This is a genomic window from Rickettsia aeschlimannii, assembly GCF_047973405.1.
Classification (GTDB): domain Bacteria; phylum Pseudomonadota; class Alphaproteobacteria; order Rickettsiales; family Rickettsiaceae; genus Rickettsia; species Rickettsia rickettsii.
On sequence record NZ_JBFQGO010000001.1, the window covers coordinates 59,374 to 85,610 of the forward strand.

Below are 26,237 nucleotides of genomic sequence, written 5' to 3' on the forward strand. Positions count from 1 at the left end.
ATCGTCATTGTGAGTGACTAAAAGGAGCGTGGCAATCTCATAAACCAGGGTTCCTGAGATTGCGTACGCACAAAACTTACAGTTTTTCCGTAGCTTATGACGAAGAATCTATCCATGCAGCAAAACCGAGAATGATATTATCCTCTCTACTTATCTTCTTGTTTAACTTTCTCTTTTGTTTCCAGCTTCTTATTAATAATCAACCCTGTAATTACATCATAAGCACGAGCAAATTGATAATCTTTTTTGTATAATTCCGATAATTCATTCTCTTCTTGTTTATTATTTTTGGCTTTTGTTTCTTTTTTGCTATCTTTGTTTTTTTCATTATCATTCTTCAAATAATTTTTTAAAGAACTCTCAGAAAAACGCTTATCTATTTTTTTCACTTCTGGATACTCAACTTTCGCCGGCTCAATTAAAATATCAGGTTCTATTCCTTCTGCTTGAATAGAACGACCGCTTGGGGTGTAATATTTAGATATAGTCAGTTTTACGGCAGCCCTAGAATTGATTTGCGTTAAAGCCTGAACCGATCCTTTACCGAAAGACTTAGTGCCAAGTATTATTGCTCTTTTATGATCTTGCAAAGCTCCGGCAACTATTTCCGAGGCAGAGGCAGAATTACCGTTTATTAAAACTATCATAGGTACTTTGGGAGCTTTTAACGAAAACTCATTTGCTTTAGTTTCGCTATTACTTGATGTAGTTCTACCTTTTGTTGTTACAATTACACCGGAATCAATAAAATAATCACTAACGGCAATAGCTTGATCGAGTATACCTCCGGCATTATTACGTAAATCTAGAATTATACCTTTAAGGTCATCTTTACTCTCAGTTTTTAACTTCTTTACTGCTGCCTTCAGCTCAGAAATTGTTGACTCATTAAAAGTAGTTATACGTATATATGCAATATTATTTTTTTCTAAATGTGCTTTTATCGGCTTGATTTTTACTATTTCGCGAGTAAGCTCTAGCTCTTGCGGTTTTGCCTCTTCTTCCTTAATTATCAACAATTTAACCTTAGTACCAGGCGTACCACGCATCTCTTTTATAGCTTTATTAGGACCAAGTGTAGAGACTAACTGGTCATTCACACCTACTATATAATCCCCGCCTTTAAGCCCTGCTTTGAAAGCCGACAAATCGTCGATAGGCGATATTATCTTAATTGCTCCGCTATCATACATTATTTCAACACCGATTCCACCGAATTCACCTTTTGTAAAAGTAAAAATATCTTCTAAATCCTCATCGGTATAATAGCTTGAATGAGGATCAAGTGAGTTTAACATACCGTTAATTGCTTCATCTATCATTTTTTGCCTATCGGGTACCTGTACATAATCCTTTTCGATACGTTCAAATACGTCTTGAAATTGCTTATAAGCTTCCTGATTTGATATTTTATTTTCAGTTTCTTTTTCTCCTTCTGCAAATGCACAAATAGAATTTATAATAAAAAATAGTGTTATAATTAAACGTAATAACATAATACTCCAAATATGTGTGTTTTTTAAGCAAAGCATCATTGCGAGGGAAATTGCGAAGTAATTTGACGAAGCAATCTTAGGATATTTGACGAGATTGCCGCGTCGCCTACGGCTCCTCGCAATAACGATTAAATATCCAGCTCACTAATAATTTTATCCATTTTAACTAAAGCCTGTTCATAAATAAATTGAAATCTTTTTTCCGGCTTTTTACCCATTAAATCATCTACTATTTTATCGACATTTTGAAAATCTTCTAAAGTTACCTTTAAAAGCGATCTTTTCTCCGGATGCATAGTAGTTTCCTTTAATTGTGCAGGCATCATTTCACCGAGACCTTTAAACCTACCTACTTCAATTTTAGCTTTACTAGCTTTTAATAATTTATCCGTTAACTTAGCTTTTTCCTCTTCATCGCCTGCATAATAAGTTTTATTAGACTGCGTTAAACGATAAAGCGGAGGCTTAGCTAGATATAAATGCCCCTCTTCTACCAATTTCGGCATTCGTAAAAAAAAGAAAGTCATTAATAGCGAAGCTATATGAGCACCGTCAACATCTGCATCAGTCATAATAATTATTTTTTCGTAACGCAGATTTTCTTTTTTATAATTCTTTAAACTACCGCAGGCAAGAGCTATTTCTAAATCTTGTATTGCTTGATTATTAACAATTTTCTCAAGCGTAGAACTCGCAACATTTAGAACTTTACCCCATAGCGGTAATACTGCTTGCGTTTCTCTATTACGTGCTTGTTTTGCAGAGCCTCCTGCTGAATCACCTTCTACAATAAATAATTCCGTCCCTTCAGGTGAAGTGCGTGTGCAATCAGCAAGTTTACCCGGTAAACGTAATTTTTGAGTGGCATTTTTACGGGAAATATTTTTTTCGTTTTTCTTACTGATTCTAAACTCAGCAATGCTAATTACATGCTCAAGTAAATTAGTAGCTAAAGCTTTATCGCTACTAAGAAAATGGTCAAAATGATCTTTTATTATATTCTCGACCGGTTTACTTACACCGTTTGATACTAATTTTTCCTTAGTTTGTCCTTGAAAAGATGGCTCAGCTATAAAAATAGAAAGTAGGACACTTGCGGTTTCTAAAATATCCTCAATAGTTAGATTAGCAGCTTTTTTATTCCCTATCATTTCACCATATGCTTTAAGCCCACGTAAAATAGCCGACTTAAGTCCTTGCTCATGTGTTCCTCCTTGAGGAGTCGGAACAGTATTACAATATGATTGAATAAATGCCGAGCTATCGTTATTTTGCCAACAAATCGCCCATTCAAGTTTTATCCTGTCCGGCGTAGACTCTATATTACCTGCAAAAATTCCCGGAATAACTAAATTATCTAAAGTTATTTTTGAATTTAAATAATCTTTTAAACCGTTCGGGAAACTTATTAATGCCTTTTTAGGTATATCTGACGGTACTTCTACTTCGCATACCCATTCTATAGTAACACCGCGATATAAATAAGCTTTTGACCTTGCAAGCTCATAAATCTTTTTAGGATTAAAATGTAATTTTTCACTAAAAATTTCCGGATCGGGAGTGAAATTTATTGATGTACCTCTTAGCCTTTTAGATGCTTTTTCACATATTAAATCAGTTAATTTTTCTCCTTTAGAATAACTTTGGCTATATAATTTACCTTGTTTATAAACCTTTATTTCTAAATGTTTAGATAAAGCATTTACTACCGATATTCCAACACCATGCAATCCACCTGCAGTATGATAAACATTATTTGAGAATTTACCTCCTGAATGAAGAGTAGTTAAAATTACTTCTAAAGCTGATTTGTCAGGAAATTTAGGATGATGATCAATAGGGATACCACGACCGTTATCAAATATAGTAATACTATGATCATGATGCATTTTTATCGTGATGATACTTGCAAAGCCGGCGACTGCTTCATCCATAGCATTATCCAGCACCTCAGATACTAAATGATGCATAGCATTTGAATCAGTACCCCCGATATACATCCCCGGTCTTTTACGAACAGGCTCAAGCCCCTCTAATACTTCAATATCTTTTGCACTATAGTTATTATCGACTAGCTTATTTTTCTTTTCTTTGTTAAAGCTGAATAAATCGCTCATATATTAGAGATTTAATTAATTATTTTCTCTCCTAAATTAAACTATTTAACATAGAAAAGCAATTAAGCTTTAAAGAAATTGTTTGAAAATTCTACGTTATTGCAAGACAAAACTATAAGTTTTGACGAAGCAATCTCAGGATTTTATACTATTTCATGAGATTGCCACGCTCCTTACAGTCGCTCGCAATGACGATAAAAATAATCTTATCAATTATATCCCTTAGCTTTGATTAACATACAAGCTATGTTAGCGTTTCCTTGAGCTAATGCAATATCTAATGGATATTGGCACTCATCATTTAGAGTAGAAATTTTAATACCTCGTATGACCAAAAATTTTACTAAATAGTAATTATCGTTATAAATAGCAGCAGTTAGTAATGTCTCACCGCTTCTACCTTTTTCTTGCAATATAGGATAAGCGTCAAGTAACGCACGCAACCCAAAAAGATTGTTTCTATCCACTGCTCTAAAAGCATTCTCTACTGCACTACAATAAGATAGATTGGCATAAATATCTTTCTTTTTATTTATATCATTATCATATTTAATAAAACTCTCTACAACTTTTCTTCTTTCGGCACTTGCTATCCATTCTTCTTTCTTTTGGAACAGCTCTATATATGCATACATATCCATCTGCTCTAAAGTCGCCTGCTCTGTTAGTTTACCAAGAACTATATCATCATCAGGTAAAAGTAACATTTGTGTTTCATCTTTAACAAATTTTGTTACCAACTCCGATGTTTCATTATTTATGTTATTATCTTGTTTTTGAATCGTGACATTTGGAGAGCTTACCGGAGGTGATTTCTCTTGATTATTTGTAGGTTGATTATTATTAATTTGCTTCTCTAAAGGCTGAAGTTGATTCGGCTTCACTACAACAACGGGTATAAGCGGCGTATTCCAATCTTGTTTTTTTGGGACATCTGAAACAGCCACAAATGTCTCTTGCGAGTTATTGATTTCCGCCGAAGAATCGGTTGTAGGAACTACTTTAGACGGAGTAGTAACGGGTGTATTTAGGCTAGTCGGTGTTATAGGTTGTGTAAAAGGTTGATTTGTAGGCATTACCGGAGGTGCAGGTACATTACTAGGTATTGCCGGAGTTCCTGCAGGAGGTACTGTTGTCGGCATAGTACTTGATGTAGTATCTTGGGTTACCGGCGGACTAACCACAGGTGGAGAAACAGCAGGCATATTAGGTATAGAGGGCGGTGCTATAGGTGCTACGCTTTCTTCCTCTTTATTAGCATCAGGAGGAGGATTAAGCGGAATAGGCTTATGCACAGACGGCAAATTGGTTGGTTTATATATTTGCACCGGTCGCTGCGGAGGCACTACATAACTTCCTGCTTGAGCCGGAGGCATAGATACTATCGGTCTCGGTACATTAGGAGTTATAATATTAGAAGCTAAATTTGTATCATTATGCTCATTAGCAGCAACTTGTTCTTCATGCATTTCATTACTTGTAACACTAGGTAACGTTGCACTACCAATATCTATAAAATGCTCAGATACCTCGTCTTCATTAGATTCCTGAATGTTATGAGAAGCTAAATTTACACTAATTTCATGACTGGGATTTGTATGAACGTTATCACTTGTAGCACTAGGCAATGCTGTATTACCGACATCTATAAACGGCTCAGCTTGTTCATTGTCATTAGGCTCTTGGGAAGCTAGCTTTGGTTCTTCTTGATGGGCTGCTTTAGTTTGTTCATTTGCTTGTTTAGGAGGTATATCTTTCTTTTTTGGTTTACTAAAAAATTGCTTAAATTTATCAAAAAAAGAAATATCGGCACTAGAGCGAACATCCTTATCTTTAGTATCTACTTCGACAACTGGTAATGATGGCGGTAAGGGCGGAGGTGAAGCATAACTTTGAACTGTCACTAATAACAAATTTATAAAAAATAATATCTTATATAATTTATTTAACATATAATTCCTTATTAAATAATTTATTTGATAGCATAAGGTTGTTCGATGTCATTCCTGTGAAAGCAGGAATCCACGGTAAAACGAGATAAATCGAGCTTTTAATATTAAAAACTTACTGTGTATATACCTTTTAATTGCTGGATTCCCGCTTCCGCGGGAATGACATAAACGAGCCATACACCTCCCCCACGCTTTTAGCTAGCAATGACATTCACTCCCCTACCTCTTACTATTCTGCACCAATTTCTTTATCTCAATCTCTACTAACTCTTTAACAAGTACAGGTAGATTTTTATCAAGCCAAGCTTTAAGTTCTGGTTTTAACATCTCAATGACTAATTCTTCAAGTGCATTTTTAGATGAGATATTATTATCCAGCTTTTTATCTTTAATAGTATCGGTAAAATTTTTAAAAATATCACCTACCTCTTCAGCAGATTTAGTTGATATTAACTTTTCTTCTTCATCTTGATTTACTATTTCCGTTAGCTCTAATACATCTTCATCTTCGCTATCATTTTCATGAATAGGATTTTTACGCTCGTTTATTACTCCTTTAATCGATTTTAATATGTCTTCTATCGACATGTCTTGGTTCTTTTTATTCTCCTTACTCACGTTAAAAACCTATAAACATTTTCTTTTTAATAGTCTTAAACTCTTCTTCAGGACTAAAATATTTTACTTTAAGTTTTAAACTTTGAGCCGTTAGCTCGCCGGTTAACAATTTCATTTGATATGCCGCAAGTACTGAAGATTTATACGCATCCACACGAGTTATTTTTGCTTCGTATAATTTTTCTTCGGCAGTTAAAACATCTAATATTGTTTTAGATCCGACTATTTCCTCTTGCACAGTACCGTCATATGATATTTGAGCAGCATCCACTCCTTGATTAGCGGCAACAATACGAGATTTTGCTGCTTCAAATCCCTCCCACACGCTTACAACCCCTGCTTGGGTCTGCTTTATCGCACTATCAAGCTGAACTGCACTATTTCTTGTTTGATTTTTAGCTGATCTGATTCTTGAATATTGAGCTCCTCCCTCAGGATAAATAGGGATATTTATCGAAAGAGTAGTAGTATAGCTTCTATTATTTATAGCATTTATATCATCTTGTGGATTGTAGTGTGTTCTACCGGATTGCAGTTGCACACTTACTTGCGGTAATAATTTCCCTTTTTCTGCCATTTCTAAAGCTTTAGCCGAAGTTACATTATGCCTTGCTGAATCAATATCAGGATTAAGCTTAGCAGCTCTTCTGGTTAACTCATCTAATGAAGCAGGTAACATTTTAGGTAACTCAGGCATAGTTATATTAGTCGGCTCTATTCCAAATACTCTAATAAAATTTGCTTTTTTTCCTTGAAAATCGGCATAAGCAGTTAGTTTATTCGTTTCTGCTGCTGCAAGCCCCGCTCTTGCGGTTGCTATATCTACTTCCGTTGCTTCTCCAAGTCTTAATTTTTCCTCAACGGTGTTAACTTGTTGTATGTTAGTGCGAACTCTACTTTCGAAAATATCATATTTCGCTTTGCTCTCAAAACAATCAAGATACGCAGTTATTAAATTTAATAATATTTTTTGTTCACCGGCATAATATGCACCACGTGCGGCTCTAAATCCTGCTTGAGCAGCTTTAAGAGCCGCAACGCTAGAACCACCATTAAATAGAGACTGTTGAATTGTTAATGCACCTTGATCACTATCTGTTTCCCTTGGAGTAATACCAAGCCTATCAGCATATTTTTTATTATATTTAGTCTTATTATTTTGTCTATTAATCTGTAATCCGGCACTAGGCATAAACCCCGAAAAAGCTCGCGGAAACTGCTCAATCGAGTCTAAAAACTTAATTCTAGCAGCTTTCAGCTCCTCATTATTCTTATATCCTTGAGTTAAAGCTTCCTGCAAATCAACTGCTGCAACCGAACTAGTTAGTAATAATGTAACAATAAATGTAGTTAATTTACGCATAAATTTCTTGAATAATTGATAATATGTTAGTTAGATTAGTTTAATCTTTCAAGAATATACCTATATCCTAATAAAACAATATAAATCTATTGTAGCAATGTTAGCACGTAATATAACAAAAATTAATCTCAAGGGCAATGATAACTATTTTACATTTTATTTTACGGTTATAAAGCTTTAAGATTAATTAATATTTGATAACAAAATAATAAATTTTATGTCTATAATTGATTTTTCTAGTTTCAGCGGGTTAAATAAAGAACAACAAGAAGAACTAAAAAGACTTTTAATAAAATTAAAAGGTTTTAGAACAAATTTTAAAATTTCAGCAAGAATTAGATAAACTCTGTCCTGGAGCTTCTAAAAAAATTATAGAATCATTAGACAATATATTAGTCGGGGTTATATCGACTCAAATACCGATTCTTGGAATATTTATACAAACAAGCGGAATACTTGAAAAAGTAAATAATCTTATTGACTCTGAAAAATTATTGCCAAAAATAACAAAATTGCATAATGATATAAAAGAAATAAGGTAAGGGAAGAGGCTAAATCTCATGAGAAGCTTGAAAACATCTATGAAAAAGCTAAAAAAGTTGCCACAATTTCAGAAATATCAAAAGAACCGCCTTGAAAAATTATTGAAATAGCAAATAAAAACCCTAATAACCAAACTTCACTAGAGAATGTTGTAAAAGCTGCTAAAGCTATACCAAAAAGCAAAGATGAAGTAGAAGAAAAAATAACAGAACTAAAAAGTAATATTGAAAGTGCAATTCCACAAGATATAAATATTGACAAATTAAACTCTGTAAAGAATTCTATTTCTGGTAATCTAAATGAAGCTAAAACAGAATTATTAAAAGTATTAAATCCGGAAGCTTCTTGTAGCGAAAAGATAGAGAATCCTTATTTATGTAAAGCAGCAGAAAAAGCTACGGAAATTGCAAGCGACATAAAAAAATAGTAGGAGTAATACCAGGAAGTAAAGAACTCGGAAGTGTTATAAGTCTAACAATAAAAACTAACTTATTACCACCTCCGATCTTAGCAATTGCAAAGCTAACTCCTGATATAGCTAACTTAGTTAATATAGGTAAAGCAGTGGTTACTATACTTTCTAAAACACACAACTTAACTCAACAACAAGGAAGAGCAAAATAATGTCTAATTCTAATACTCATATTTTAATTGCCATAGGTTGCTTAGCATTATTATTAATATTTTTAATGTATAAGAAAATAGCAGCACGTAAAAAAAATATATTACCTGCTGAAGGAGGTAATATTGATGATTCGCCAAATGTTGCCCTTAATAGTCAAAAACCAGAAAATAAAAAGCTGACATTACAAGAAAGAATAGAACTATCTTGGAAATTCCTTTATAACATCACGGAAGTTATTTTAAATAAATTCTCTAAAGAAGATGTTATTCAAGTGAATAAATGCGGTCAAGTTTTATTTGAAAATGGCGTTAGATATGAACATGTAGTCGATCTTGCAATCCCTCAAGTTAAGTCTCATACTCAAGCAGTTGAACAAGAACAATCTAAAGAAAAAAAAGCCTTAGGGGTATAACTCTTTTCTTTGAAAAGTAGTATTTTATATTTTTCTTTAAAGCATGTTTAAAATCAATTATGTTTTTTATCCTTTACTTATATTACTAATATAACTATTTAGGAGTTTATTCCTAAATAGTAAGCTTTTTTAGGAATAAACTCCAATTAAGTTAGATTACAAAAGGCAGCATTCTTAGCTAAATAGGTAATTTTATTTAAACTATGTCTAATATATATCTTGTTACTATATCGTTTAATAAAAGTAAGCAATTCTTATTAAAGGATTACGGAAAAGCGTGGCATTTACTTTGTAGTTTTATCGGTTCTTTATACCAAAACGGTAATATATTAAATAATGGAGAATTTTTTAGTCCTACAAAAAATAAATTGGTTTTTTATGCAGTAATTCCTAATAAAGATGCTTTGCATTTAAGCTATTATGCATTGAAAGATAAAGATGAATTAGAGCAATTTGGCGTAATAATTAGTTATAAAATAACAGCAGACTATGTTAGTGAAACACCTATTGATATCGAAAAAAATATTGAAAATGCAAAATTTTCTATTTATATCCTATTTCATGGTCAAAAGCTTATGAAGAGCAGCTTGTATTACGTACAGATGAGGAGAGATATCTACCTTTATATATAATAAATAAATGATAAAGACCGATATCTCGGAGGAACAATTACTTCTTGGCAAAATGATTATGCGGCGGCTTACAGCTTATGGCTTTCAAGCTATAAACATTAGAACCTTTAATAGAAAAACAATTAGCAGAATTAGATAGTGATATTTCTATAAAAGGAAGAAAAATTAGTAAACGAATACAAAAATGTTTAAAAAAGAAAGTTTTTTATCCTATAGCAGAACCGGTATCAGGGAACTCCTATGCACGTTCTAATTATTTAAATTTTCCATCTTGTAAAAAAGATTGGCAATTCAAAACAACATTTCATGAAATATTTGATTATAAATGTAATAAATGCCTTTTATTAGGTTATGAACTTCATAGTTAGCTTTTTATTGCCTAGAGATACCTTACATATTCTTAATAACGCCGGTTTAAACAAATCTGTTAACTTGATGCTCCCAGAGTTCCTTAAAAGTGCCGTCTTCTCCGATCTTCCTTTATTCATAACAATAATTCTATCCATCATATGCTTGATAGTAGATAATCTGTGGGCTATATATAGCAATTATCGTTACATTCTCAATATCAAGCATGGTATTAATAGATTTTTGTACTTCTTGCTCTGTATGGCTATCAAGGCTTGAAATTGCTTCACCTAAAGCCAAAATCGGAGCGTTTTTAAGAATAGCACGGACAATTGCTATACGTTGCGTCACTTAGCTTTACTCCTCTCTCACCGACAATGGTTGTTATATTTTTCCGGTAAACTTTCGATAAATTCATGGATATTTGCAGCTTTGGCGGCATTTTCTATTTCCCAAGGCAAAGCATTCTCTTTTGCATATCCGATATTCTTACCTACTGAGCGATGAAAAAGCATAATATCTTGAGGAATTAATGATATCTGCTCCCACAGGCTGTTAGAGGAAGTATCGTAAAGGCTTTGGTTATCGATTATAATATCGCCAATTCCGACTTTAAAATTTTTCAATAATAATGCAATTAAAGTGGATTTACCACTACATGAATGCCCGACAATACCCACTTTCTCAACGGCTTTAATATGCAAATTAAGAGACTGGAATACACTATTCACCTCTTTATAAGCAAACGATATATCCCTAAATATAATCTCTCCTTTGAAGATTTTTAATTCAGCAGCATTTTCTTTATCTATAGTATCTTGTGGGATTTGCATGATTGTAAAGGCGGAGCGAAACGCTGCTATATCTTCTAAAAAGTCTTTAAGTTCCATAGTGGCATGCCACGAATTTTCAGTAACTAAAAAAGTAAGAGACATAATAAAAGCAATATCGCCGATACTAATTTCACCAAGATTACGTAAATGAATTACATACACAAATACACCTGTTAAATATAACCAATATACTAAACTAAATATTATACAAATAATTAAATCATATTTGTAATATTTTATTGTTAGAGGATTATGTACATTATGGTAATAATCATTTACTTTATCTAATTCTCGCTGCTTTGCTGCAAACGAAAAAATAGTAAAGATGTTTGTAATACAATCAGCTACTATACCAAGAATCTTGCTTATCTTGTTCCATTTTAGCAAGTTTAGTAAAAAACTGTAAAGCAAGCGGTAAGTCAATAGCCATAAAGGTACTAATGACAACAAATACTTTAATATTAGTAAGACCCAGTGCAATACTGGAAAGCAAGGTAATTAATAACGATTTGCTTAATTGATACTCGATTGCTTGGTGCATTTTATAATAATTATCACCTATGCCCCGTACTCTTCCGACGATAGAACCGAAAAGGTTATTTTGAAAATAAGTATACGGCAAATTAAAACAGTGATTACATATTTTATTCATCATGCCTTAAAAGATATGAGGCATTGCTTTAAGTTATGCAAAGTTATGAGCACGCCAAGCACCATCAAGTATAGCTTGTGCTGCTACAAACCATATTATCGGTTTATAACTTTGAGCAAATATAATCTTTTCATTTTGGGTAAATAAATCAAGCAAAAGCTTTACGGCATAATTATATATAATAGGATGAAAGCCGCTTGCAATAGGCCCAAGCATCATAACAAAATACCAATATTTATACGGCTTTATAACAGACCATAAAAAAGAAACAGGATAAATTTTGATTTTCATAAATTGAGAAATGTATGTTATTCTTAGATAAAAGCAGCCTTATTACATAGCCCGTTTTATATCATACCTGCCTGCCCTTGTTGTATGACTCTTATGTCATTCCCGCGAAGGCGGGAATCCAGTACCTTAAAGCTTTATTTGAAAAGTAAAATTTATAAAAAAATCTTGGTCTAAAAGATTTTTTTGGAAAGCTCGATTTATCTCGCTTTACCCTGGATTCCCGCCTTCACGGAAATGACATCGATCCTTAAGTTGTCACCCATATGCGATCAACCGAATGACATTATTGTAGATAATCTATTAATATCAAAGGTAGCTTTCATTCGTTCCACTCATTACGTAATTTAGCCTAATATTCTAAACTATCTAGATTTTTATCTTTCCAGAGTCCAAAAGCGTTTTCAAATGCCTTATTATTGTGATCATTACTAGCAATGTAACTAGTTAAAGCTTGCCCAATAATTTTATCTCTTGATATTTTTTTCTTGAATAGTTTATCTAGAATTTTAATTTGCGAATCAGCTATATTAATAATAGTTCTCACATAATCTCCTTAGGATTTTTCCTAATTAGGATATCATATCCCTATGATACGTATTATTATCTTATATCATCCTTTAGATTTAAAATCTACAAATATTTCTCATTCTCTTCTTTAACCACAGCTATTAACTGCTCAACCGATAATACTTCTTGGTCAGTAGTTCCAAGCCTTCTAATCGCTACTTGTTTATTTTCTTGCTCTTGTTTACCGATTACTGCAATCATTGGTATTTTTTGATTAGAAAACTCACGAATCTTATAGTTAATTTTATCAGGTGAGATATTAAAATCCGTTCTTACCCCGTTATCAATTAAAGCTTTCTGCACTTCCAAAGCGTAATCGTTCAAATCGCTGGTAATAGTTGCAATAGCAACCTGCACTGGTGCAAGCCAAAGCGGGAACCTACCTGCATATTCTTCGATCAATATACCAATAAAACGCTCAAGTGAGCCAAGGATCGCTCTATGTAGCATTACGGGTCTTTTTTTCTCTCCACTTGCTGCAACATAGCTAGCATCTAACCGCTCCGGCAAAACAAAATCCATCTGAAGCGTACCGCATTGCCATTGCCGCCCTATCGCATCGGTTAATACAAACTCAAGCTTCGGACCATAAAATGCCCCCTCGCCTGGGTTTAGTGTATAAGTAAACCCTGCTTGTTCTACTGCTTCTTTTAAAGCATTCTCAGCCTTATCCCAAACTTCATCGCTCCCTGCTCTGATTTCAGGACGATCAGAGAATTTTACCTTTATATCAGTAAAGCCGAAATCCTTATAAACTTCAGTCAGTAATTTACAAAAACTAACCGTTTCATCGGTAATTTGTTCCTCAGCACAAAATATATGTGCATCGTCTTGCACTAAACTCTGCACCCTCATTAAACCGTGCAACGCACCGGACGCCTCATTACGATGGCACAAACCAAACTCCGACATACGAAGAGGTAAATCACGATAACTCTTGATACCTTGTTTGAAAATCTGCACGTGGCAAGGGCAGTTCATCGGCTTCAAAGCTAATGTCTTATCGTCTGTTTCTAACACAAACATATCATCACGAAACTTTTCCCAATGTCCTGAAGCCTCCCAAAGGCTTTTATCGACCAAAACAGGAGTCTTAACTTCGGTATAACCGTTTTTACGAATCTTTTTCCTAATATACTGCTCAATGGTATTATATATACTCCAGCCTTTATCATGCCAAAATACCATTCCTTGAGCTTCTTCTTGGAAGTGGAATAAATCAAGCTCACGCCCAAGCTTTCTATGATCACGCTTTTCGGCTTCTTCAAGCATCAAGAGGTAACTATCTAGCTGCTCCTTCGTGGCCCAAGCAGTACCGTATATACGCTGCAACATCTCATTACGACTATCACCTCGCCAATACGCTCCTGCAACTTTCATCAACTTAAAATGCTTAACAACCCCTGTAGAAGGAGCATGCGGACCTCGGCATAGATCAATAAAATTACCTTGCCTGTATAAAGTAATTGGCTCACCTGCCGGAATTGAAGCAATAATTTCGGCTTTATAATGCTCTCCTATCGATTTAAAAAACTCTACGGCTTTATCCCTATCCCATAGCTCTCTTGTTACTTTCTCGTTCTTTTGTGAAAGTTCTTGCATTTTAGCTTCTATAACGGCTAAATCATCAGTGGTAAAAGGTTTATCACGGGCAAAATCATAATAATAACCGTTTTCAATTGCAGGACCAATCGTTACCTGAGTTTCAGGGAATAGTTCCTTTACTGCTTCTGCTGTTAAATGTGCCGCATCGTGCCTTATTATCTCGAGACATTCAGGATCTTTCGCAGTTAAAATACGAAGCTTGCAATCATTTTCAATTACGATACTTAAGTCTTGAAACTCACCGTTTATTTCAGCAACCATTGCTGCTTTAGCAAGTGACATTGAAATTGCATTTGCTACTTCATAGGCGGTAATGTTTTTTGCAAATTGTTTTATACTACCATCGGGAAAGGAAATATTAATCATTCTTTTATAACTTATTTTTTCTTCAAATTTTTTACTTGTAGACCTTATCTCGTAGCTCTTATGTCATTCCTGCAAAAGCAGGAATGACACTTAGACTACTTTTTTTCTTGATCTATCATAGCCATGGCATTCATAAATTCTAATACTCTTGCATCACTAAGGATCTGATCAATAGCTTTATCGTTAAAGGTTAGTCCGGCATCTTTACTTTTTACATCAACTACTAAAGATTCAGCGTCTTTTAATTCAGAATTTTTACTAAAAACTTCTATTGCCCTAAAGCCGTATTGCTTTATTACTGAAGATTGTTTTCCTAGATTTAAAGCAAATTCCTTAGAATCTTCTATTTTATTAAGCACCGGCACAATAGCATTATTAGTATAATGCACAAAATTATTTATAATCGCACTCGGATCCGATAATTTTATTACGCTTTCTAGATTCAGAGGATTATCTATAGTAGGCATATCAATATCAATAGCAAAATTAAAATCATCCATTACAAGATTAGTTTTACCGGATAATTTTTTTGCTTCAGGATCAAACTTACCTTTTAAATTAAATTCGGAATTATTTATTTTTGCAAAAACACCCATTACTCTTTCCCCATCTTCTTGAGTAATAGGGCTAGTTAGTTTAAAAATTTTATCTAACTCAGCTCTTTTGTTTAAAACATTACTAAAGTAGCTTCCTAAAGCTTCAGCTGCCATTTTTTGGTATGTTTCAGAAGGTTCTATAGTAGATTTAATATTTAAAGCAAAATCAAAAATTTTATCTTTTTCTATATTTAATTTATATAAATTACTTTCTACTTTTCCTTTTCTTTCAATATCACAAGCAAATAAAAATGGCTTACCTTTTACTAATTCTCCTAACATCTGCATAAAAATAACAGCATGCATATTCTCATCTTGCTTTTGATCTAGAGAAAAATTTTGAATTAATAATTTCCCAAGAGCTACTAACTCATCACTATATTTTAGTTTTAATTTGGAATTGTAAGAAATAGGTAAATTCAATATATCTAACTTTGTCAAACCATACTCAAAGAAAGCAGTATCAGAGCTATTAGCTATTTTATCTCTCAAAAATTCAAAAATTTTATCATATAAATTTCTTCTGTAATTTTCAGAAATAAAAGAAACAGTATTTTTCCCATCCAAAATTAACAAATTAAGGTTATCCGATGTCTTAGTATTAGTAATTACAGAATTACTAATATCACTCTCTGCTAATTTTTCTGCATCTAGAGAACTATAAAGAGTTGATTTATTGTCACTCAAGCTTAATTTCCAATAATCAGGTTCTCTATTAAACAAAGATTTTCTAAACCAAATTGTTGTATGATGATCAGGTGAGTAAAAAATATTTTTTTCATCTTGAGCGGTAGTAATTTTTACATTATTTCCGTAAGAATCAATTTTTGTAATATTCAAAAACGGTATATGTCTAATAACTATTTCATCAAAATAAAAGTCTATAGGTTTTAACATTACTTTATTTAAAGTAACACTAAATCCATATTTATTAACTTTTATTGCATCATAAGTTATATATTCTTCATATTTATCAAGAATAGAGATAATATTTTCTTTACTTTGATGTTCAAATTTATAGGCAGCATATCCCCACCCTACTAGGATTAGAGCTATAAAGCTTATTATAATAAATCGTCTTTTCATCTTTTTGACTATAAAAAATTATTAAAAATCAGAAATGTTGTTCCTGCGTAGACACCTAATCGTCATTGCGAGCAGCCGTAGGCTGCGTGGCAATCTCGTCAAATATCCTGAGATTGCTTCGTCAATTACTTTGTAATTTCCCTCGCAATGACGAAAAACCAAACTTTGTAATAAAACATTAAACAGTCCAAAATAGCATATATCGCTTAAAAAATATATTTATTTTTCTTTTAAACGATCAGCTATTAGCTGATATGATTCAAAAACCTTATTTGGTTCTTTTTCGAGCAATTCAAATCCCAATTTTTCATTACTGTTAATATGCCATAATCTACAATTATCCGGACTAATTTCATCAGTTAACATAATGATAGATTCTTCACCGTTAAACACACGCCCAAATTCTAATTTACACTCAACAAGCCGAATCCCAACACCGATAAATAAGCCGCTTAGAAAATCATATATACGCAAAGCCTGCTCTTTTACCGCTTTAATTTCATCCCTAGTTAACCAGCCGAAACTTAATATTTGATACTCATTAACTATCGGATATTTAAATTCACGACTTCGGACCTTAAAATCAATGATAGGTTTATCAAATACATACCCTTCATCCATTCCGAATTCTTTTACAAATCTACTGCACGCTACTGATGATATTATTACTTGTATCGGGAAAACCTCGACATATTGAATTAATTGCTCCCTCATATTTATTTTTTCGATAAAATGATTTTCAATGCCGATCATTTCCAGTTTATCCATTAGAAAGGAAGAAATATTATTATTAAGTACTCCTTTACCTGATATATCAACAGTCTCACCGGTTTCTAAAATAGCCTTATCGGAAAAAGCCATTATAAGTAAAAAATCTTCTTCGGCAGAATATAAAATTTTACTTGAACCTTCATATAATTTTTTTTTCATTTATTTGTCTCAAAGTTCGGTTTTTCGTCATTGCCAGGAAAATTACAAAGTAATTGACGAAGCAATCTCAGGATATTTGACGAGATTGCCACGCACAGCCTAAGGCCGCTCACAATGACGACTCTGGTATCCACACAAGCATATCATTAAAATCCCTGAAGATCATTCGGACCGATAATTGCTGACGTAGTAGTACCACTAAATATTTTATTTGCCGTATTAATAATATCATCAACTTTTATGCTCATGATAATTTCCATAATCTCTTCAGGAGAAACATATTTACCGAAAACAGAATAATTTTTACCTATTTCTTCTGACTTATAGGTATTTTTCTCTTGAGCCATTTGTAAATTACTACGCAGTTGTGTTTTAGCTCTAAGAATCTCTTCTGTGCTTACTTGTTCAGTCATTTTTATTATTTCGTTTTTAATCTCTCTATATAATAATTCTAATTTATCATGTGCAGTGGATGCATAAATTGTAAACACTCCACCATCAAAATAAGCACTATTATAACTACCTACTGCATATGCTAAACCTAATTTCTCACGAATACTTTGAAATAAACGCGATGACATACCGCCACCGAACATTATAGAAAGTAGATGGGTTTGGTAAAGCTTTTCTAAATTAATATATGATGTACCTTCAAACCCTAGCACTAAACTAGTTTGCTCTAACTCCTTATTAATAAAGCCGTTTCCGCCTATATATTTTGCCGGAATAAAGCTACTTTTTACTCCTTGCTTCAAAGAAGAAAATAACTGTTCCGCTATAATTACTATTTTATCATGATCAATATTACCGGCAATTGATAAATAGAGATTTTCAGCATTATAATGTTTATCTATAAAATTAAAAAAATGTTCTTTCGTAAAAGTTGCAAGGGTTTTAGCAGTACCTAAGATTGACTTACCCAACGGTTGTTCTCTATAAACTTTATTATAAAATTTCTCATATACTAGGTCATCTGGATTATCCTGATGATGAGCAATTTCCTGCATGATCACCTGATATTCCTTAGCTATTTCCTCATCAGCAAAAATAGAATTTTGAATTATATCGGCAAGTATATTAAGTGCTTTATCACAATTTTCAGACAAGACTCGTGCATAATATATCGTATTCTCATGACCGGTATAGGCATTAAAATGTCCGCCTATAGAGTCAAACTCTTCCGCTATCTGTTTTGCCGTTCTAGTTTTTGTACCTTTAAAAGCCATATGCTCAAGAAAGTGAGATATGCCTTCCTCTTCTGCATTCTCATAACGTGCTCCAACTTTAGCAATTAAATTCATTGCTACCGAGTTAACATAAGGCATGTTATATGTTAAAATTGTCAAACCGTTTTTTAATTTACTAACATTAAAATTTTCTTTCATAATTTATCTTTTATTTTCTAAATCGTCATTGCGAGGAGATGCATAGCATCGACGCGGCAATCTCAGGAATTTTATATTACTTCATGAGATTGCCACGCTTCTTATACCCGCTCGCAATAACGTTTTTTGATTTAAGCGATGACTCTCTTAACTTCGCAAGCCTTAGAAATCTTGCAAAAGCAAAAATTATTGAATCTACAAAACCGTCAAAACCAAATACAAAATAGCGTCTGATAAAAAACGCTTTAAAAAAACACCATATCATTTCAGTTGTTAAACGAAAATTTGAAAGCTTTTTTCCTTGCTTAACTAAATCTTTTGCTTGCTCGCTAGAATAAAAATTTGCTTTAGTGACCAACTGCTCAATTGAAGTACCAGAATAATGATAAGCAGCTTCATTTAATAGATAAATTTTACCTGCAAAATCAACATCTTTATTAAATATTACCGAATCATGAGTAGTACTATTTACGGTATTTGCAAAGCTTGCAAATTTTTTATTATACAACCGAGTACATTTATTAAATGGAGCAAACATTCGTGGCTTTTGGTCATTACGATGCATTATTAACAGCTTTATTTGATAAGCTAAATAATGATCTTGATTATGAGAGGCAAAAATATACTCTATTTCGTCTTGTAACTCTTTAGACAACTCCTCATCGGCATCAATATTAAGAACCCAATCATTTACGCAAAGGCTTTCGGCAAAAGATTTCTGTCCTACATAACCAAGCCACGGTTTTATTACTACCTTTGCTCCTAATTTTTCAGCTATTGCTACCGTATCATCAGTACTTTCGCTATCGACTACTATCACCTCATCAGTAATATTTTTTACGCTATTTATAGCTCGTGCTACCCTTGCGGATTCATTTTTGGTAATAATAAATGCTGAGATTTTTTCAGTTAATGACTCATTCATAATGCGTATACATTCTAAGAATTTTTACAACTTTTTCTTGTTTATAAACTTCATAAACCAACCTATGTTGAATATTAATTCTTCTTGAATAGCAACCGCTAAAGTCACCAACGAGCTTTTCATATGGAGGGTAAATTTTCCAAGGATCAGTACTAACTATGTTTAATAAAACTTCTACTTTATTCTTTAAATCGTCTTGCACTATTTTCTTAGCATCTTTTTGTGCTTGTGTAGTATAACAAATTATATACATTTATAAAAAATTACCAATTTAATTTATAGCTACACTTTTCTATAGGCTCTGCTCGTCCTTCAATTATAGACTTATGCATATCTGGAATAGATAATAAATATAAAGTTTCTTCCATATTACGATAATCTTCTTCTGAAATTATAACTACATTATTTCTTTTACCTTTAATATAAACAGGTTTGTGTACATCAGAAACATAATCTATAAGTTTATAAAGCTTACTTCTTGCTTCGCTTGTATTATATATTTCCATTATTTTTTCCTTATAGTTAGTAAGACTTAATATTAATAACGTACTATAAACAGTACGTTTTGTCAAGGTTATATTCCTACTATCACCCTAAACACCAGTTTCACTACATAAGTTAAAAGTAATGTGGATAATAATCCGCTAAGCCATAGGATAATAAACCATTGCCACCCTTTGAGACAAGAGGTTATTTTTTTTAATTTTTTAATATATCGGATGATGAGATGATTTGCCACGGAATATATAATAACAATAGAATGTGTAGCCAAGTATGACAGGTAGGAATATCCCAGCCCCTATTAACAGTAAAGACTGTGACTCCGGTGCTGCTGCTGCAGTTTCAAGCGTAATTTTATAAGGAACGATATATGGCCATATGCTTATCGCGAGCCCTAAATATCCTAATAAAAATAACAAGATCGTATAAATAAACGGCTTTACTTCTTTTTTCTGCTTAATGGCTTTAATTAACTTGATAAATATTAAAGCAGTTACAATAGGTACAATAGATAAATAGTAAATATTAGGTACACTAAACCAACAATGATGTATGTGGTTATTTAAGAAAGGAACCCATAAGCTTACAAGCCCCATAAAAAGTGCAACGTAAAATAAAATATATAAAGCAGATTTATAAGCCCAATCTTGTGTTGTCTTTTCTGTTTTCAGAATAAGCCAAGTAGCACCCAAGAGTGCGTAACCGAATATTAATGCTATCCCCGTCATAACGGAAAAGGGAGTAAGAAAATCAAAGCTCCCTCCTGCAAATTCTCGTCCTTCTATCTCTATTCCTTGGACAAACGCACCAAGCATTAAACCTTGACAAAAAACAGCAAGCATAGAACCGAAATGAAAAGCGTAGTCCCAAATATAACGATGACCTATATGAGCCTTAAAACGGAATTCAAAAGCCACACCACGAAATATTAGACCAAGTAACATCAATATAATAGGAATATATAAAGCCGGCATTAATAGCGAATATGCCAACGGGAAAGCTGCAAATAAACCACCGCCGCCAAGTACTAACCAAGTTTCGTTACCGTCCCAAAAAGGAGCAATAGAATTGATCATTTTATGACGGCAATCATCGGTAGGTGCAAACGGAAATAAGATTCCTACTCCTAAATCAAAACCGTCTAATAAAACATATAAACAAATAGCGGTAGCTATAAGCCCACCCCAAACAAGCGGTAAATCTATATAAGGTGCAAAATTTAACATAAGCTTATTACTTTTCTAATAATGGGTTATTCAAACCACTCTCTCCGTACATTTCCTTATTATCTATCGCTTCTATACCTTTCTTTATCAAATGCATTATATAATATATACCAGCTCCGAAAATGATCACATACACTACTATAAAAGCAATTAGAGAAATAAATACATATTTACCGAGTACCGGTGATACCGTATCCACGGTTTTTAAAATATTATATACTATATAAGGTTGTCTACCTACCTCGGTTACGAACCAACCGGCAAGTACTGCAATAAAACCTGAAGGTGACATTAATATATACCAATATTGAAACCAATGCATAGTATATAATCTTTTCTTCAAGTAAAGATATAACCCCGCAATACCTGTAAATACCATTAAGCAACCGATTCCTACCATAATACGAAAGCTAAAAAATACTACTGCAACCGGCGGGCGCTCTTCTTTTGTCCATTCTTTTAATCCTTTCACTTCACCGTCTAAGCTATGCGTTAAGATTAAACTACTAGCATAAGGTATTTCTACAGCATATTTTGTTTTTTCTTCTTCCCCGTCAGGAAAGCCGATAAGATTAAAAGCTGCTCCTTTTTCTGTATTCCAAATACCTTCCATAGCCGAGACCTTGACCGGCTGATATTTAAGAGTATTTAAACCATGCAGATCACCAATAACTATTTGAATAGGTGCAACGATTAACGCCATTAACACCGCCATAAAAAGCATAATTTTAGCATGCTCTTTATAACGATTATTTAGTAAATAAAAGCTAGCTACACCACCAATAACAAAAGAAGTAGTTAAATAAGCCGCCGTAATCATATGGAAAAAGCGATATGGGAAAGAAGGGTTTAAGATAATTTCTAGCCAATTTAAAGGATAAAAGAATCCTTCGCCTCGCAGTTCAAAACCAGCAGGCGTATGCATCCAGCTACTAGCTGCAAGTATCCAAAAAGCTGAGATTACAGTACCAACGGCAACTATTAACGTAGAAATAAAATGTACTTTTTTACTGACTTTATTAAAACCGAATAACATTATACCTAAAAAAGAAGATTCGAGGAAAAAGGCAGTAAATACTTCAAAACCGAGAAGCGGACCGAGGACATTTCCAACCTTATCTGAAAAATTCGACCAGTTAGTACCGAATTGATAAGACATTACAACGCCCGAAACTACTCCCATACCGAAAGTAACGGCAAAAATCTTCACCCAAAATTTGTATATTTCTTGATAAACCGGCTTTTTTGTTTTTAACCATAACCCTTCAATTACCGCTAAAAAGCTTGCAAGCCCTATAGTAAAAGCAGGGAATATTATATGAAAACTTATGGTAAAAGCAAATTGAATCCTTGATAATAATACTTGATCAAATTCCATATTTAAGCTGTTGTTTTAAGATAATAAGCTTTGTGACAATAACAATATACTCCCAATGTAATAACGTATACTTAATACGTGAGTACCACAGTACTTATAGGACGACGTAGCCAATTTTTCAAATTAAACGAGTATACAGTATTTGATTTAATCATCCACCTTTGCTATTATTAAATTCTATCTGATTAGTTTTAACAAATTTTCCTTTTTCGGAGTTCCAATTATAATGAACATTTACTATTCTTACTTCTGTAACATTAATATCACCATTGGGCAATTGCGTTACATCATACCCTTTTCGGATAGAATCCGTAATTAATAAACTTGCTTGACAAATATATTTTACATCAAAGAACGGAGAATCGTCTTCCGTAGACTTTTCTTGTTCTTCTAAAAAATTATTAGATAATTCTTTTTCTTGCATTTCTAATGATGTTGAAGTTATTTTCTGAATTTTGTAGCATTATTTAAGGTAAGAAGCAAGACTTGTTTATTATTTTCCACAGATTTAATATTTTTAGGTATATTTTTGCAAAATAATTAAATTAAAATATGCTCCAAAATAACACGAATTAATATATTATTTTAAAATCGAGGTACATTATCGTGATAAAATACCCTACTTTATCCAAATCAACATTTAGCTTAGGTATTTATTTTTTAAAATTCGATAAAGTTAAAATGACTTTATTGACTGTAATTTGTATTTTACTCGGTATAATTCCGGCAATTGATAGTATATTACTTCAGAAAATCATTGATTTAATAGAATCTTTCAGCGATGAGAACGCTAATAATCTTTTATCTTCCATGATTTACTGGGCAGTATTTTATGCTCTTTGGTGGGAGAGTATTAATATAGCATATCGTTCATATGATTATTTGTATATCAAGACTATGCCCGTAATAAAAGGGAAAATACTAAATGAACTTTATAATTATACCCAATATCATAGCCATAAATTCTTTCAGGATAATCTAGCAGGACATATTAGCAATCGTATTACCGAAACTGCAAAATCGTTTGAGATGATTATTTCAATATTCGGTGAAAAAATTCTTCGTAAACTCGCTATTATTGTATTTGCATTAATTGCTTTATATTCGGTACATTACATTTTTGCTACAATATTTATTTTATGGATTACGGTTTTTTTAGGACTTAGTGTTCTTTTCTCAGATAAAATCAATAAATACTCATTAAATTATGCTAGAAGCCAATCTTTTGTTGCCGGTAGTATCGTAGACGCAATTAGCAACATTAATGCGGTTAGAATGTTTACAGCCCATAAATTTGAACGTCAACATCTAGAAACAAGAGTAGAAAATGCCGTAGCCGATGAGCAGACTATGCAATTCTTTATGTTCAAATTGCGTTATGCTCTTGGGACTTCTTGTTCAATAATGATTTCTATAATGATTTATTATTTATCTAAACTTCGTAGCGAATTATCTATAAGCATAGGTGATTGCGTATTAGTGCTGACATTATGTATAAATGTAGCAGACGATATTTGGGATTTAACGCAAGAAATCGGTGATATGTTCGAGCAGGTCGGGGCATTTAATCAAGGCTTATCTTTAATGGCACCGCATATTATAACTGATATTGAAAACGCTACTCCATTAGATATCAAAGAAGGGGTTATTGAATTTAGAAATGTTACATTTAATTATCATCATAATAACAATCTATTTTACAATAAATCGGTATTAATACCGAGTAAACAAAAAGTAGGACTAGTTGGATTTTCAGGTTCAGGGAAAACCACTTTTATTAGTTTACTCACTAGGTTACATGATATAGAAGAAGGAATGATTTTAATAGATAATCAAAATATTAAAAACGTAACTCAAGATTCTTTAAGAAAAGCCATTAGCCTTATACCTCAAGAACCGGTGCTTTTTCATCGTACCATTTTGGACAATATCAAATACGGGAAAAAAGAAGCTACTCTTGAGGAGGTTATAGAAGCAGCAAAAGCTGCACATATTCATGATGTTATCGATAATCTACCGGACGGTTACGATACTATGTGCGGTGAACGGGGGAATAACTTATCAGGCGGTCAGCGTCAAAAAATTATCATAGCAAGAGCCATCTTAAAAAATGCTCCTATTTTAATTCTCGATGAAGCAACAAGTAGCTTGGATAGCGAAACTGAAAGCCTGATTCAAGAGTCAATAGATTATTTAATGCAAAATAAAACTGTGATAGTCATTGCCCACAGATTATCTACTTTACTCAATATGGATAGAATTTTAGTTTTTGAAAAGGGAAGTATAATCGATGACGGTCGCCATGCAGAATTACTAAAAAATAGTAAGCTATATCAAAAATTATGGAACTCTCAAGTTAAAGGGTTAATAGTGTGAGGAGGTATTACCTATGTATTATGTCATTCCTGCTTTTGCAGGAATGACATAATACCAGCCTCAACCTTTAAACTAAATCATTATAAGCCACTTGTTTTTCCTGTTGCTTCAACTTGAAGTAGTACATACTCTGTCATCGCTTTTATTGCACTCTCAAGTAATTCTATCTTATCTGTAGCGTTACTATCAATAATATCTTCAATTTTTAAAATGCATAAAAACTCTAAAGGCGGTATCAATTTAGCTATCTTTTCTCCTAATTCTATTAATGGTTGTTTTATAGAATCATCCGAATCCAAACTCATTTGATTTGAAAATTTATATAGTTCTAATAGGCTTTTAATATACTCATTCTCAGAAACATCTTTTGTAACCGGTAATATTGCTGTTTTCCATTAAACAAATGCAGCTAAATCTTTCTTGTCAATAGCCTTAATTTTCTTGTAATCATTCTTACGAAATGCGGATTCAAGCATTAAAAGGGCTTTCAGAGGTTCATAAATTGCTTTCTTGTCACAGACCATTTGACCGTCAGGATCGAGTATATCCGGATTAGCACCATATTGTAAAAATACTTTTACCATACCTGTGCTCTGCTTCCTATCATTAAGATCTCTAATTAGGTCTACTAAACTTTTAAATGCGGTTTTTTCATAACGGATAAATTCCATATTAGCACCATAAAGCGAGCAATTTAGTTACCATGGCTATATTTAGGCATAGGAACGTACATATTTCTAAATAAGTCATATTGTCACCTGTTACGTAATTAGGATCCGCACCATTTTCAATTAGAAATGCTGCCATATCAAAATGTTGAGCTGTTAGGGCAGTGTGAAAAACAGTCATACCGTTGTTGTGGTCAAGGATTATATTTGCACCTTTTGCAAGTAGAAGCCTTACTATCCCTTTCTGATTATTATGACACGCAAAATATAAAAAAGATTTAGCCTCACCTTCCAATGTATATACTTCTGTATTTGGATCAATATTTAAAGTGGTTAACATACTATCAACTAAATCATAATCACCTTGACAAATTGCTTTAACTATAGCGGTGTCAGGAGATCTTGCTATTTTATCTACAGTGCAGTATGCCATATTGTACACACTAGAAATATTTGTATTTGGATCTTCAATCAAAGCTTTGAATTCTTTGACAAAACTTTCTCTAAAAAATTCATATCTTTTTATTTTATATATATTATTAAATCCCATATTTTACTGTTCTTCTATATCTTTACTGCTTAATATTTCATGAAATTTATTTCTAATTATATCATCGGTTATCATAGTATTTCCCTTAATGATTCAATTGATAGTATTTTCGTACAGAAAAAATCATTTTATCAACAAATAGTTTATTTATTAGCAAGCAATCAATAAACTAAAATATTATATTAAATATTGTCAT

At 32.7% G+C, this 26,237-nt stretch carries 29 protein-coding genes and 2 pseudogenes; 6 read left to right on the plus strand and 25 right to left on the minus strand.

Annotation, left to right across the window (positions count from 1 at the left end; translation table 11 throughout):
• Positions 1-146: 146 nt before the first annotated feature.
• The 6 genes and pseudogenes from AB4K15_RS00395 to AB4K15_RS00420 all read right to left on the minus strand — a co-directional run bounded on the left by AB4K15_RS00395 (position 147) and on the right by AB4K15_RS00420 (position 7,546).
• Positions 147-1,496, minus strand: coding sequence for a S41 family peptidase (locus AB4K15_RS00395; protein WP_032073965.1), 1,350 nt, complete (start codon positions 1,494-1,496; stop codon positions 147-149).
• Between the two features lie 128 nt (positions 1,497-1,624).
• On the minus strand, positions 1,625-3,613 hold the full coding sequence (parE, locus tag AB4K15_RS00400; RefSeq protein WP_500224808.1) for a DNA topoisomerase IV subunit B: 1,989 nt from the start codon (positions 3,611-3,613) through the stop codon (positions 1,625-1,627).
• 209 nt (positions 3,614-3,822) lie between these two features.
• A complete protein-coding gene (locus AB4K15_RS00405) occupies positions 3,823-5,565 on the minus strand; it encodes an ankyrin repeat domain-containing protein (protein ID WP_500224804.1) in 1,743 nt (580 codons plus the stop codon).
• A pseudogene (locus AB4K15_RS00410) lies at positions 5,555-5,776 on the minus strand (hypothetical protein). The gene AB4K15_RS00405 and the pseudogene AB4K15_RS00410 overlap by 11 nt, the downstream one beginning before the upstream one ends.
• Positions 5,777-5,784: 8 nt before the next feature.
• The gene (locus AB4K15_RS00415; RefSeq protein ID WP_032073962.1) at positions 5,785-6,183 is read right to left on the minus strand and encodes a PopZ family protein; all 399 of its coding nucleotides are present in this window, start codon (positions 6,181-6,183) and stop codon (positions 5,785-5,787) included.
• A gap of 1 nt (position 6,184) precedes the next feature.
• A complete protein-coding gene (locus tag AB4K15_RS00420; protein WP_500225636.1) occupies positions 6,185-7,546 on the minus strand; it encodes a TolC family protein in 1,362 nt (453 codons plus the stop codon).
• A 217-nt stretch (positions 7,547-7,763) separates the two neighbouring features.
• Here AB4K15_RS00420 and AB4K15_RS00425 point away from each other — a divergent pair, with 217 nt between their 5' ends.
• The gene (locus AB4K15_RS00425) at positions 7,764-7,889 is read left to right on the plus strand and encodes a hypothetical protein (RefSeq protein WP_500224799.1); all 126 of its coding nucleotides are present in this window, start codon (positions 7,764-7,766) and stop codon (positions 7,887-7,889) included.
• A 133-nt stretch (positions 7,890-8,022) separates the two neighbouring features.
• A pseudogene (locus AB4K15_RS00430) lies at positions 8,023-8,516 on the plus strand (hypothetical protein).
• Here AB4K15_RS00430 and AB4K15_RS00435 read toward each other — a convergent pair.
• The gene (locus AB4K15_RS00435; protein WP_032073960.1) at positions 8,485-8,682 is read right to left on the minus strand and encodes a hypothetical protein; all 198 of its coding nucleotides are present in this window, start codon (positions 8,680-8,682) and stop codon (positions 8,485-8,487) included. The pseudogene AB4K15_RS00430 and the gene AB4K15_RS00435 sit on opposite strands and share 32 nt — an antisense overlap.
• Positions 8,683-8,712: 30 nt before the next feature.
• On the opposite strand from AB4K15_RS00435, the gene AB4K15_RS00440 reads away from it, so the two are divergent.
• From AB4K15_RS00440 to AB4K15_RS00450, 3 genes are all read left to right on the plus strand, one after another.
• Positions 8,713-9,126 (plus strand): DUF2660 domain-containing protein, encoded by a 414-nt coding sequence (locus AB4K15_RS00440; protein ID WP_014366108.1) that lies wholly within the window; start codon positions 8,713-8,715, stop codon positions 9,124-9,126.
• A gap of 203 nt (positions 9,127-9,329) precedes the next feature.
• Entirely contained in the window at positions 9,330-9,758 is a 429-nt protein-coding gene (locus tag AB4K15_RS00445) for a hypothetical protein (protein ID WP_500224796.1), read from the plus strand.
• 212 nt (positions 9,759-9,970) lie between these two features.
• On the plus strand, positions 9,971-10,126 hold the full coding sequence (locus AB4K15_RS00450) for a DUF8594 domain-containing protein (protein ID WP_500225653.1): 156 nt from the start codon (positions 9,971-9,973) through the stop codon (positions 10,124-10,126).
• A gap of 130 nt (positions 10,127-10,256) precedes the next feature.
• Here the strand turns inward: AB4K15_RS00450 and AB4K15_RS00455 are convergent, their stop codons facing one another.
• The 15 genes from AB4K15_RS00455 to AB4K15_RS00525 form a co-directional block, all read right to left on the minus strand.
• Entirely contained in the window at positions 10,257-10,457 is a 201-nt protein-coding gene (locus AB4K15_RS00455) for a hypothetical protein (protein ID WP_500224793.1), read from the minus strand.
• Between the two features lie 17 nt (positions 10,458-10,474).
• The gene (locus AB4K15_RS00460; protein ID WP_500224791.1) at positions 10,475-11,326 is read right to left on the minus strand and encodes an ATP-binding cassette domain-containing protein; all 852 of its coding nucleotides are present in this window, start codon (positions 11,324-11,326) and stop codon (positions 10,475-10,477) included.
• Positions 11,280-11,594: a hypothetical protein gene (locus AB4K15_RS00465; RefSeq protein WP_500225639.1), complete on the minus strand. Its 315-nt coding sequence runs from the start codon at positions 11,592-11,594 to the stop codon at positions 11,280-11,282. Before AB4K15_RS00465 ends, AB4K15_RS00460 begins: the two co-directional genes overlap by 47 nt.
• 30 nt (positions 11,595-11,624) lie before the next feature.
• Entirely contained in the window at positions 11,625-11,882 is a 258-nt protein-coding gene (locus AB4K15_RS00470) for a hypothetical protein (protein ID WP_500224788.1), read from the minus strand.
• Positions 11,883-12,231: 349 nt separating this feature from the next.
• On the minus strand, positions 12,232-12,426 hold the full coding sequence (locus AB4K15_RS00475; protein WP_500224786.1) for a hypothetical protein: 195 nt from the start codon (positions 12,424-12,426) through the stop codon (positions 12,232-12,234).
• Positions 12,427-12,512: 86 nt separating this feature from the next.
• The gene (thrS, locus tag AB4K15_RS00480) at positions 12,513-14,420 is read right to left on the minus strand and encodes a threonine--tRNA ligase (RefSeq protein WP_032073958.1); all 1,908 of its coding nucleotides are present in this window, start codon (positions 14,418-14,420) and stop codon (positions 12,513-12,515) included.
• Between the two features lie 95 nt (positions 14,421-14,515).
• Positions 14,516-16,102: a hypothetical protein gene (locus tag AB4K15_RS00485; protein WP_032073957.1), complete on the minus strand. Its 1,587-nt coding sequence runs from the start codon at positions 16,100-16,102 to the stop codon at positions 14,516-14,518.
• A gap of 219 nt (positions 16,103-16,321) precedes the next feature.
• On the minus strand, positions 16,322-17,032 hold the full coding sequence (locus AB4K15_RS00490) for a phosphoribosylaminoimidazolesuccinocarboxamide synthase (protein WP_032073956.1): 711 nt from the start codon (positions 17,030-17,032) through the stop codon (positions 16,322-16,324).
• 146 nt (positions 17,033-17,178) lie between these two features.
• Positions 17,179-18,417 carry a M16 family metallopeptidase gene (locus tag AB4K15_RS00495; RefSeq protein ID WP_032073955.1) on the minus strand — a complete coding sequence of 413 codons (1,239 nt, stop codon included), beginning with the start codon at positions 18,415-18,417 and terminating at the stop codon, positions 17,179-17,181.
• A 76-nt stretch (positions 18,418-18,493) separates the two neighbouring features.
• Positions 18,494-19,342 (minus strand): glycosyltransferase family 2 protein, encoded by an 849-nt coding sequence (locus AB4K15_RS00500; RefSeq protein ID WP_032073954.1) that lies wholly within the window; start codon positions 19,340-19,342, stop codon positions 18,494-18,496.
• Positions 19,335-19,595, minus strand: a complete 261-nt coding sequence (locus AB4K15_RS00505) for a Txe/YoeB family addiction module toxin (protein ID WP_500224782.1) — start codon at positions 19,593-19,595, stop codon at positions 19,335-19,337. The genes AB4K15_RS00500 and AB4K15_RS00505 overlap by 8 nt, the downstream gene beginning before the upstream one ends.
• A gap of 10 nt (positions 19,596-19,605) precedes the next feature.
• On the minus strand, positions 19,606-19,848 hold the full coding sequence (locus tag AB4K15_RS00510) for a type II toxin-antitoxin system Phd/YefM family antitoxin (RefSeq protein WP_032073952.1): 243 nt from the start codon (positions 19,846-19,848) through the stop codon (positions 19,606-19,608).
• 201 nt (positions 19,849-20,049) lie between these two features.
• Positions 20,050-21,069, minus strand: coding sequence for a cytochrome d ubiquinol oxidase subunit II (cydB, locus tag AB4K15_RS00515; protein WP_032073951.1), 1,020 nt, complete (start codon positions 21,067-21,069; stop codon positions 20,050-20,052).
• A 7-nt stretch (positions 21,070-21,076) separates the two neighbouring features.
• On the minus strand, positions 21,077-22,447 hold the full coding sequence (locus AB4K15_RS00520; RefSeq protein ID WP_032073950.1) for a cytochrome ubiquinol oxidase subunit I: 1,371 nt from the start codon (positions 22,445-22,447) through the stop codon (positions 21,077-21,079).
• A 151-nt stretch (positions 22,448-22,598) separates the two neighbouring features.
• Complete coding sequence (locus AB4K15_RS00525; RefSeq protein WP_014365351.1) at positions 22,599-22,871, minus strand: DUF2671 domain-containing protein; 273 nt, start codon at positions 22,869-22,871, stop codon at positions 22,599-22,601.
• A 182-nt stretch (positions 22,872-23,053) separates the two neighbouring features.
• On the opposite strand from AB4K15_RS00525, the gene AB4K15_RS00530 reads away from it, so the two are divergent.
• The gene (locus AB4K15_RS00530; protein ID WP_032073949.1) at positions 23,054-24,823 is read left to right on the plus strand and encodes an ABC transporter ATP-binding protein; all 1,770 of its coding nucleotides are present in this window, start codon (positions 23,054-23,056) and stop codon (positions 24,821-24,823) included.
• A gap of 80 nt (positions 24,824-24,903) precedes the next feature.
• Here AB4K15_RS00530 and AB4K15_RS00535 read toward each other — a convergent pair whose 3' ends face one another.
• The 3 genes from AB4K15_RS00535 to AB4K15_RS00545 all read right to left on the minus strand — a co-directional run bounded on the left by AB4K15_RS00535 (position 24,904) and on the right by AB4K15_RS00545 (position 26,041).
• Positions 24,904-25,128 (minus strand): hypothetical protein, encoded by a 225-nt coding sequence (locus tag AB4K15_RS00535; protein WP_500224780.1) that lies wholly within the window; start codon positions 25,126-25,128, stop codon positions 24,904-24,906.
• Positions 25,129-25,218: 90 nt separating this feature from the next.
• Positions 25,219-25,494, minus strand: coding sequence for a hypothetical protein (locus AB4K15_RS00540; protein ID WP_500224778.1), 276 nt, complete (start codon positions 25,492-25,494; stop codon positions 25,219-25,221).
• Between the two features lies 1 nt (position 25,495).
• Entirely contained in the window at positions 25,496-26,041 is a 546-nt protein-coding gene (locus AB4K15_RS00545) for an ankyrin repeat domain-containing protein (protein ID WP_500224776.1), read from the minus strand.
• Positions 26,042-26,237: the final 196 nt, after the last annotated feature.

Coding starts and splice junctions, on each gene's coding strand:
- AB4K15_RS00395 (WP_032073965.1), bottom strand. CDS start 1,496: ATGTTATTACGTTTAATTATAACACTATTTTTTATTATAAATTCTATT.
- parE (WP_500224808.1), bottom strand. CDS start 3,613: ATGAGCGATTTATTCAGCTTTAACAAAGAAAAGAAAAATAAGCTAGTC.
- AB4K15_RS00405 (WP_500224804.1), bottom strand. CDS start 5,565: ATGTTAAATAAATTATATAAGATATTATTTTTTATAAATTTGTTATTA.
- AB4K15_RS00420 (WP_500225636.1), bottom strand. CDS start 7,546: ATGCGTAAATTAACTACATTTATTGTTACATTATTACTAACTAGTTCG.
- AB4K15_RS00425 (WP_500224799.1), top strand. CDS start 7,764: ATGTCTATAATTGATTTTTCTAGTTTCAGCGGGTTAAATAAAGAACAA.
- AB4K15_RS00440 (WP_014366108.1), top strand. CDS start 8,713: ATGTCTAATTCTAATACTCATATTTTAATTGCCATAGGTTGCTTAGCA.
- AB4K15_RS00445 (WP_500224796.1), top strand. CDS start 9,330: ATGTCTAATATATATCTTGTTACTATATCGTTTAATAAAAGTAAGCAA.
- AB4K15_RS00465 (WP_500225639.1), bottom strand. CDS start 11,594: ATGATGAATAAAATATGTAATCACTGTTTTAATTTGCCGTATACTTAT.
- AB4K15_RS00470 (WP_500224788.1), bottom strand. CDS start 11,882: ATGAAAATCAAAATTTATCCTGTTTCTTTTTTATGGTCTGTTATAAAG.
- thrS (WP_032073958.1), bottom strand. CDS start 14,420: ATGATTAATATTTCCTTTCCCGATGGTAGTATAAAACAATTTGCAAAA.
- AB4K15_RS00485 (WP_032073957.1), bottom strand. CDS start 16,102: ATGAAAAGACGATTTATTATAATAAGCTTTATAGCTCTAATCCTAGTA.
- AB4K15_RS00490 (WP_032073956.1), bottom strand. CDS start 17,032: ATGAAAAAAAAATTATATGAAGGTTCAAGTAAAATTTTATATTCTGCC.
- AB4K15_RS00495 (WP_032073955.1), bottom strand. CDS start 18,417: ATGAAAGAAAATTTTAATGTTAGTAAATTAAAAAACGGTTTGACAATT.
- AB4K15_RS00500 (WP_032073954.1), bottom strand. CDS start 19,342: ATGAATGAGTCATTAACTGAAAAAATCTCAGCATTTATTATTACCAAA.
- AB4K15_RS00505 (WP_500224782.1), bottom strand. CDS start 19,595: ATGTATATAATTTGTTATACTACACAAGCACAAAAAGATGCTAAGAAA.
- AB4K15_RS00510 (WP_032073952.1), bottom strand. CDS start 19,848: ATGGAAATATATAATACAAGCGAAGCAAGAAGTAAGCTTTATAAACTT.
- cydB (WP_032073951.1), bottom strand. CDS start 21,069: ATGTTAAATTTTGCACCTTATATAGATTTACCGCTTGTTTGGGGTGGG.
- AB4K15_RS00520 (WP_032073950.1), bottom strand. CDS start 22,447: ATGGAATTTGATCAAGTATTATTATCAAGGATTCAATTTGCTTTTACC.
- AB4K15_RS00525 (WP_014365351.1), bottom strand. CDS start 22,871: ATGCAAGAAAAAGAATTATCTAATAATTTTTTAGAAGAACAAGAAAAG.
- AB4K15_RS00535 (WP_500224780.1), bottom strand. CDS start 25,128: ATGAGTTTGGATTCGGATGATTCTATAAAACAACCATTAATAGAATTA.
- AB4K15_RS00540 (WP_500224778.1), bottom strand. CDS start 25,494: ATGGAATTTATCCGTTATGAAAAAACCGCATTTAAAAGTTTAGTAGAC.
- AB4K15_RS00545 (WP_500224776.1), bottom strand. CDS start 26,041: ATGGGATTTAATAATATATATAAAATAAAAAGATATGAATTTTTTAGA.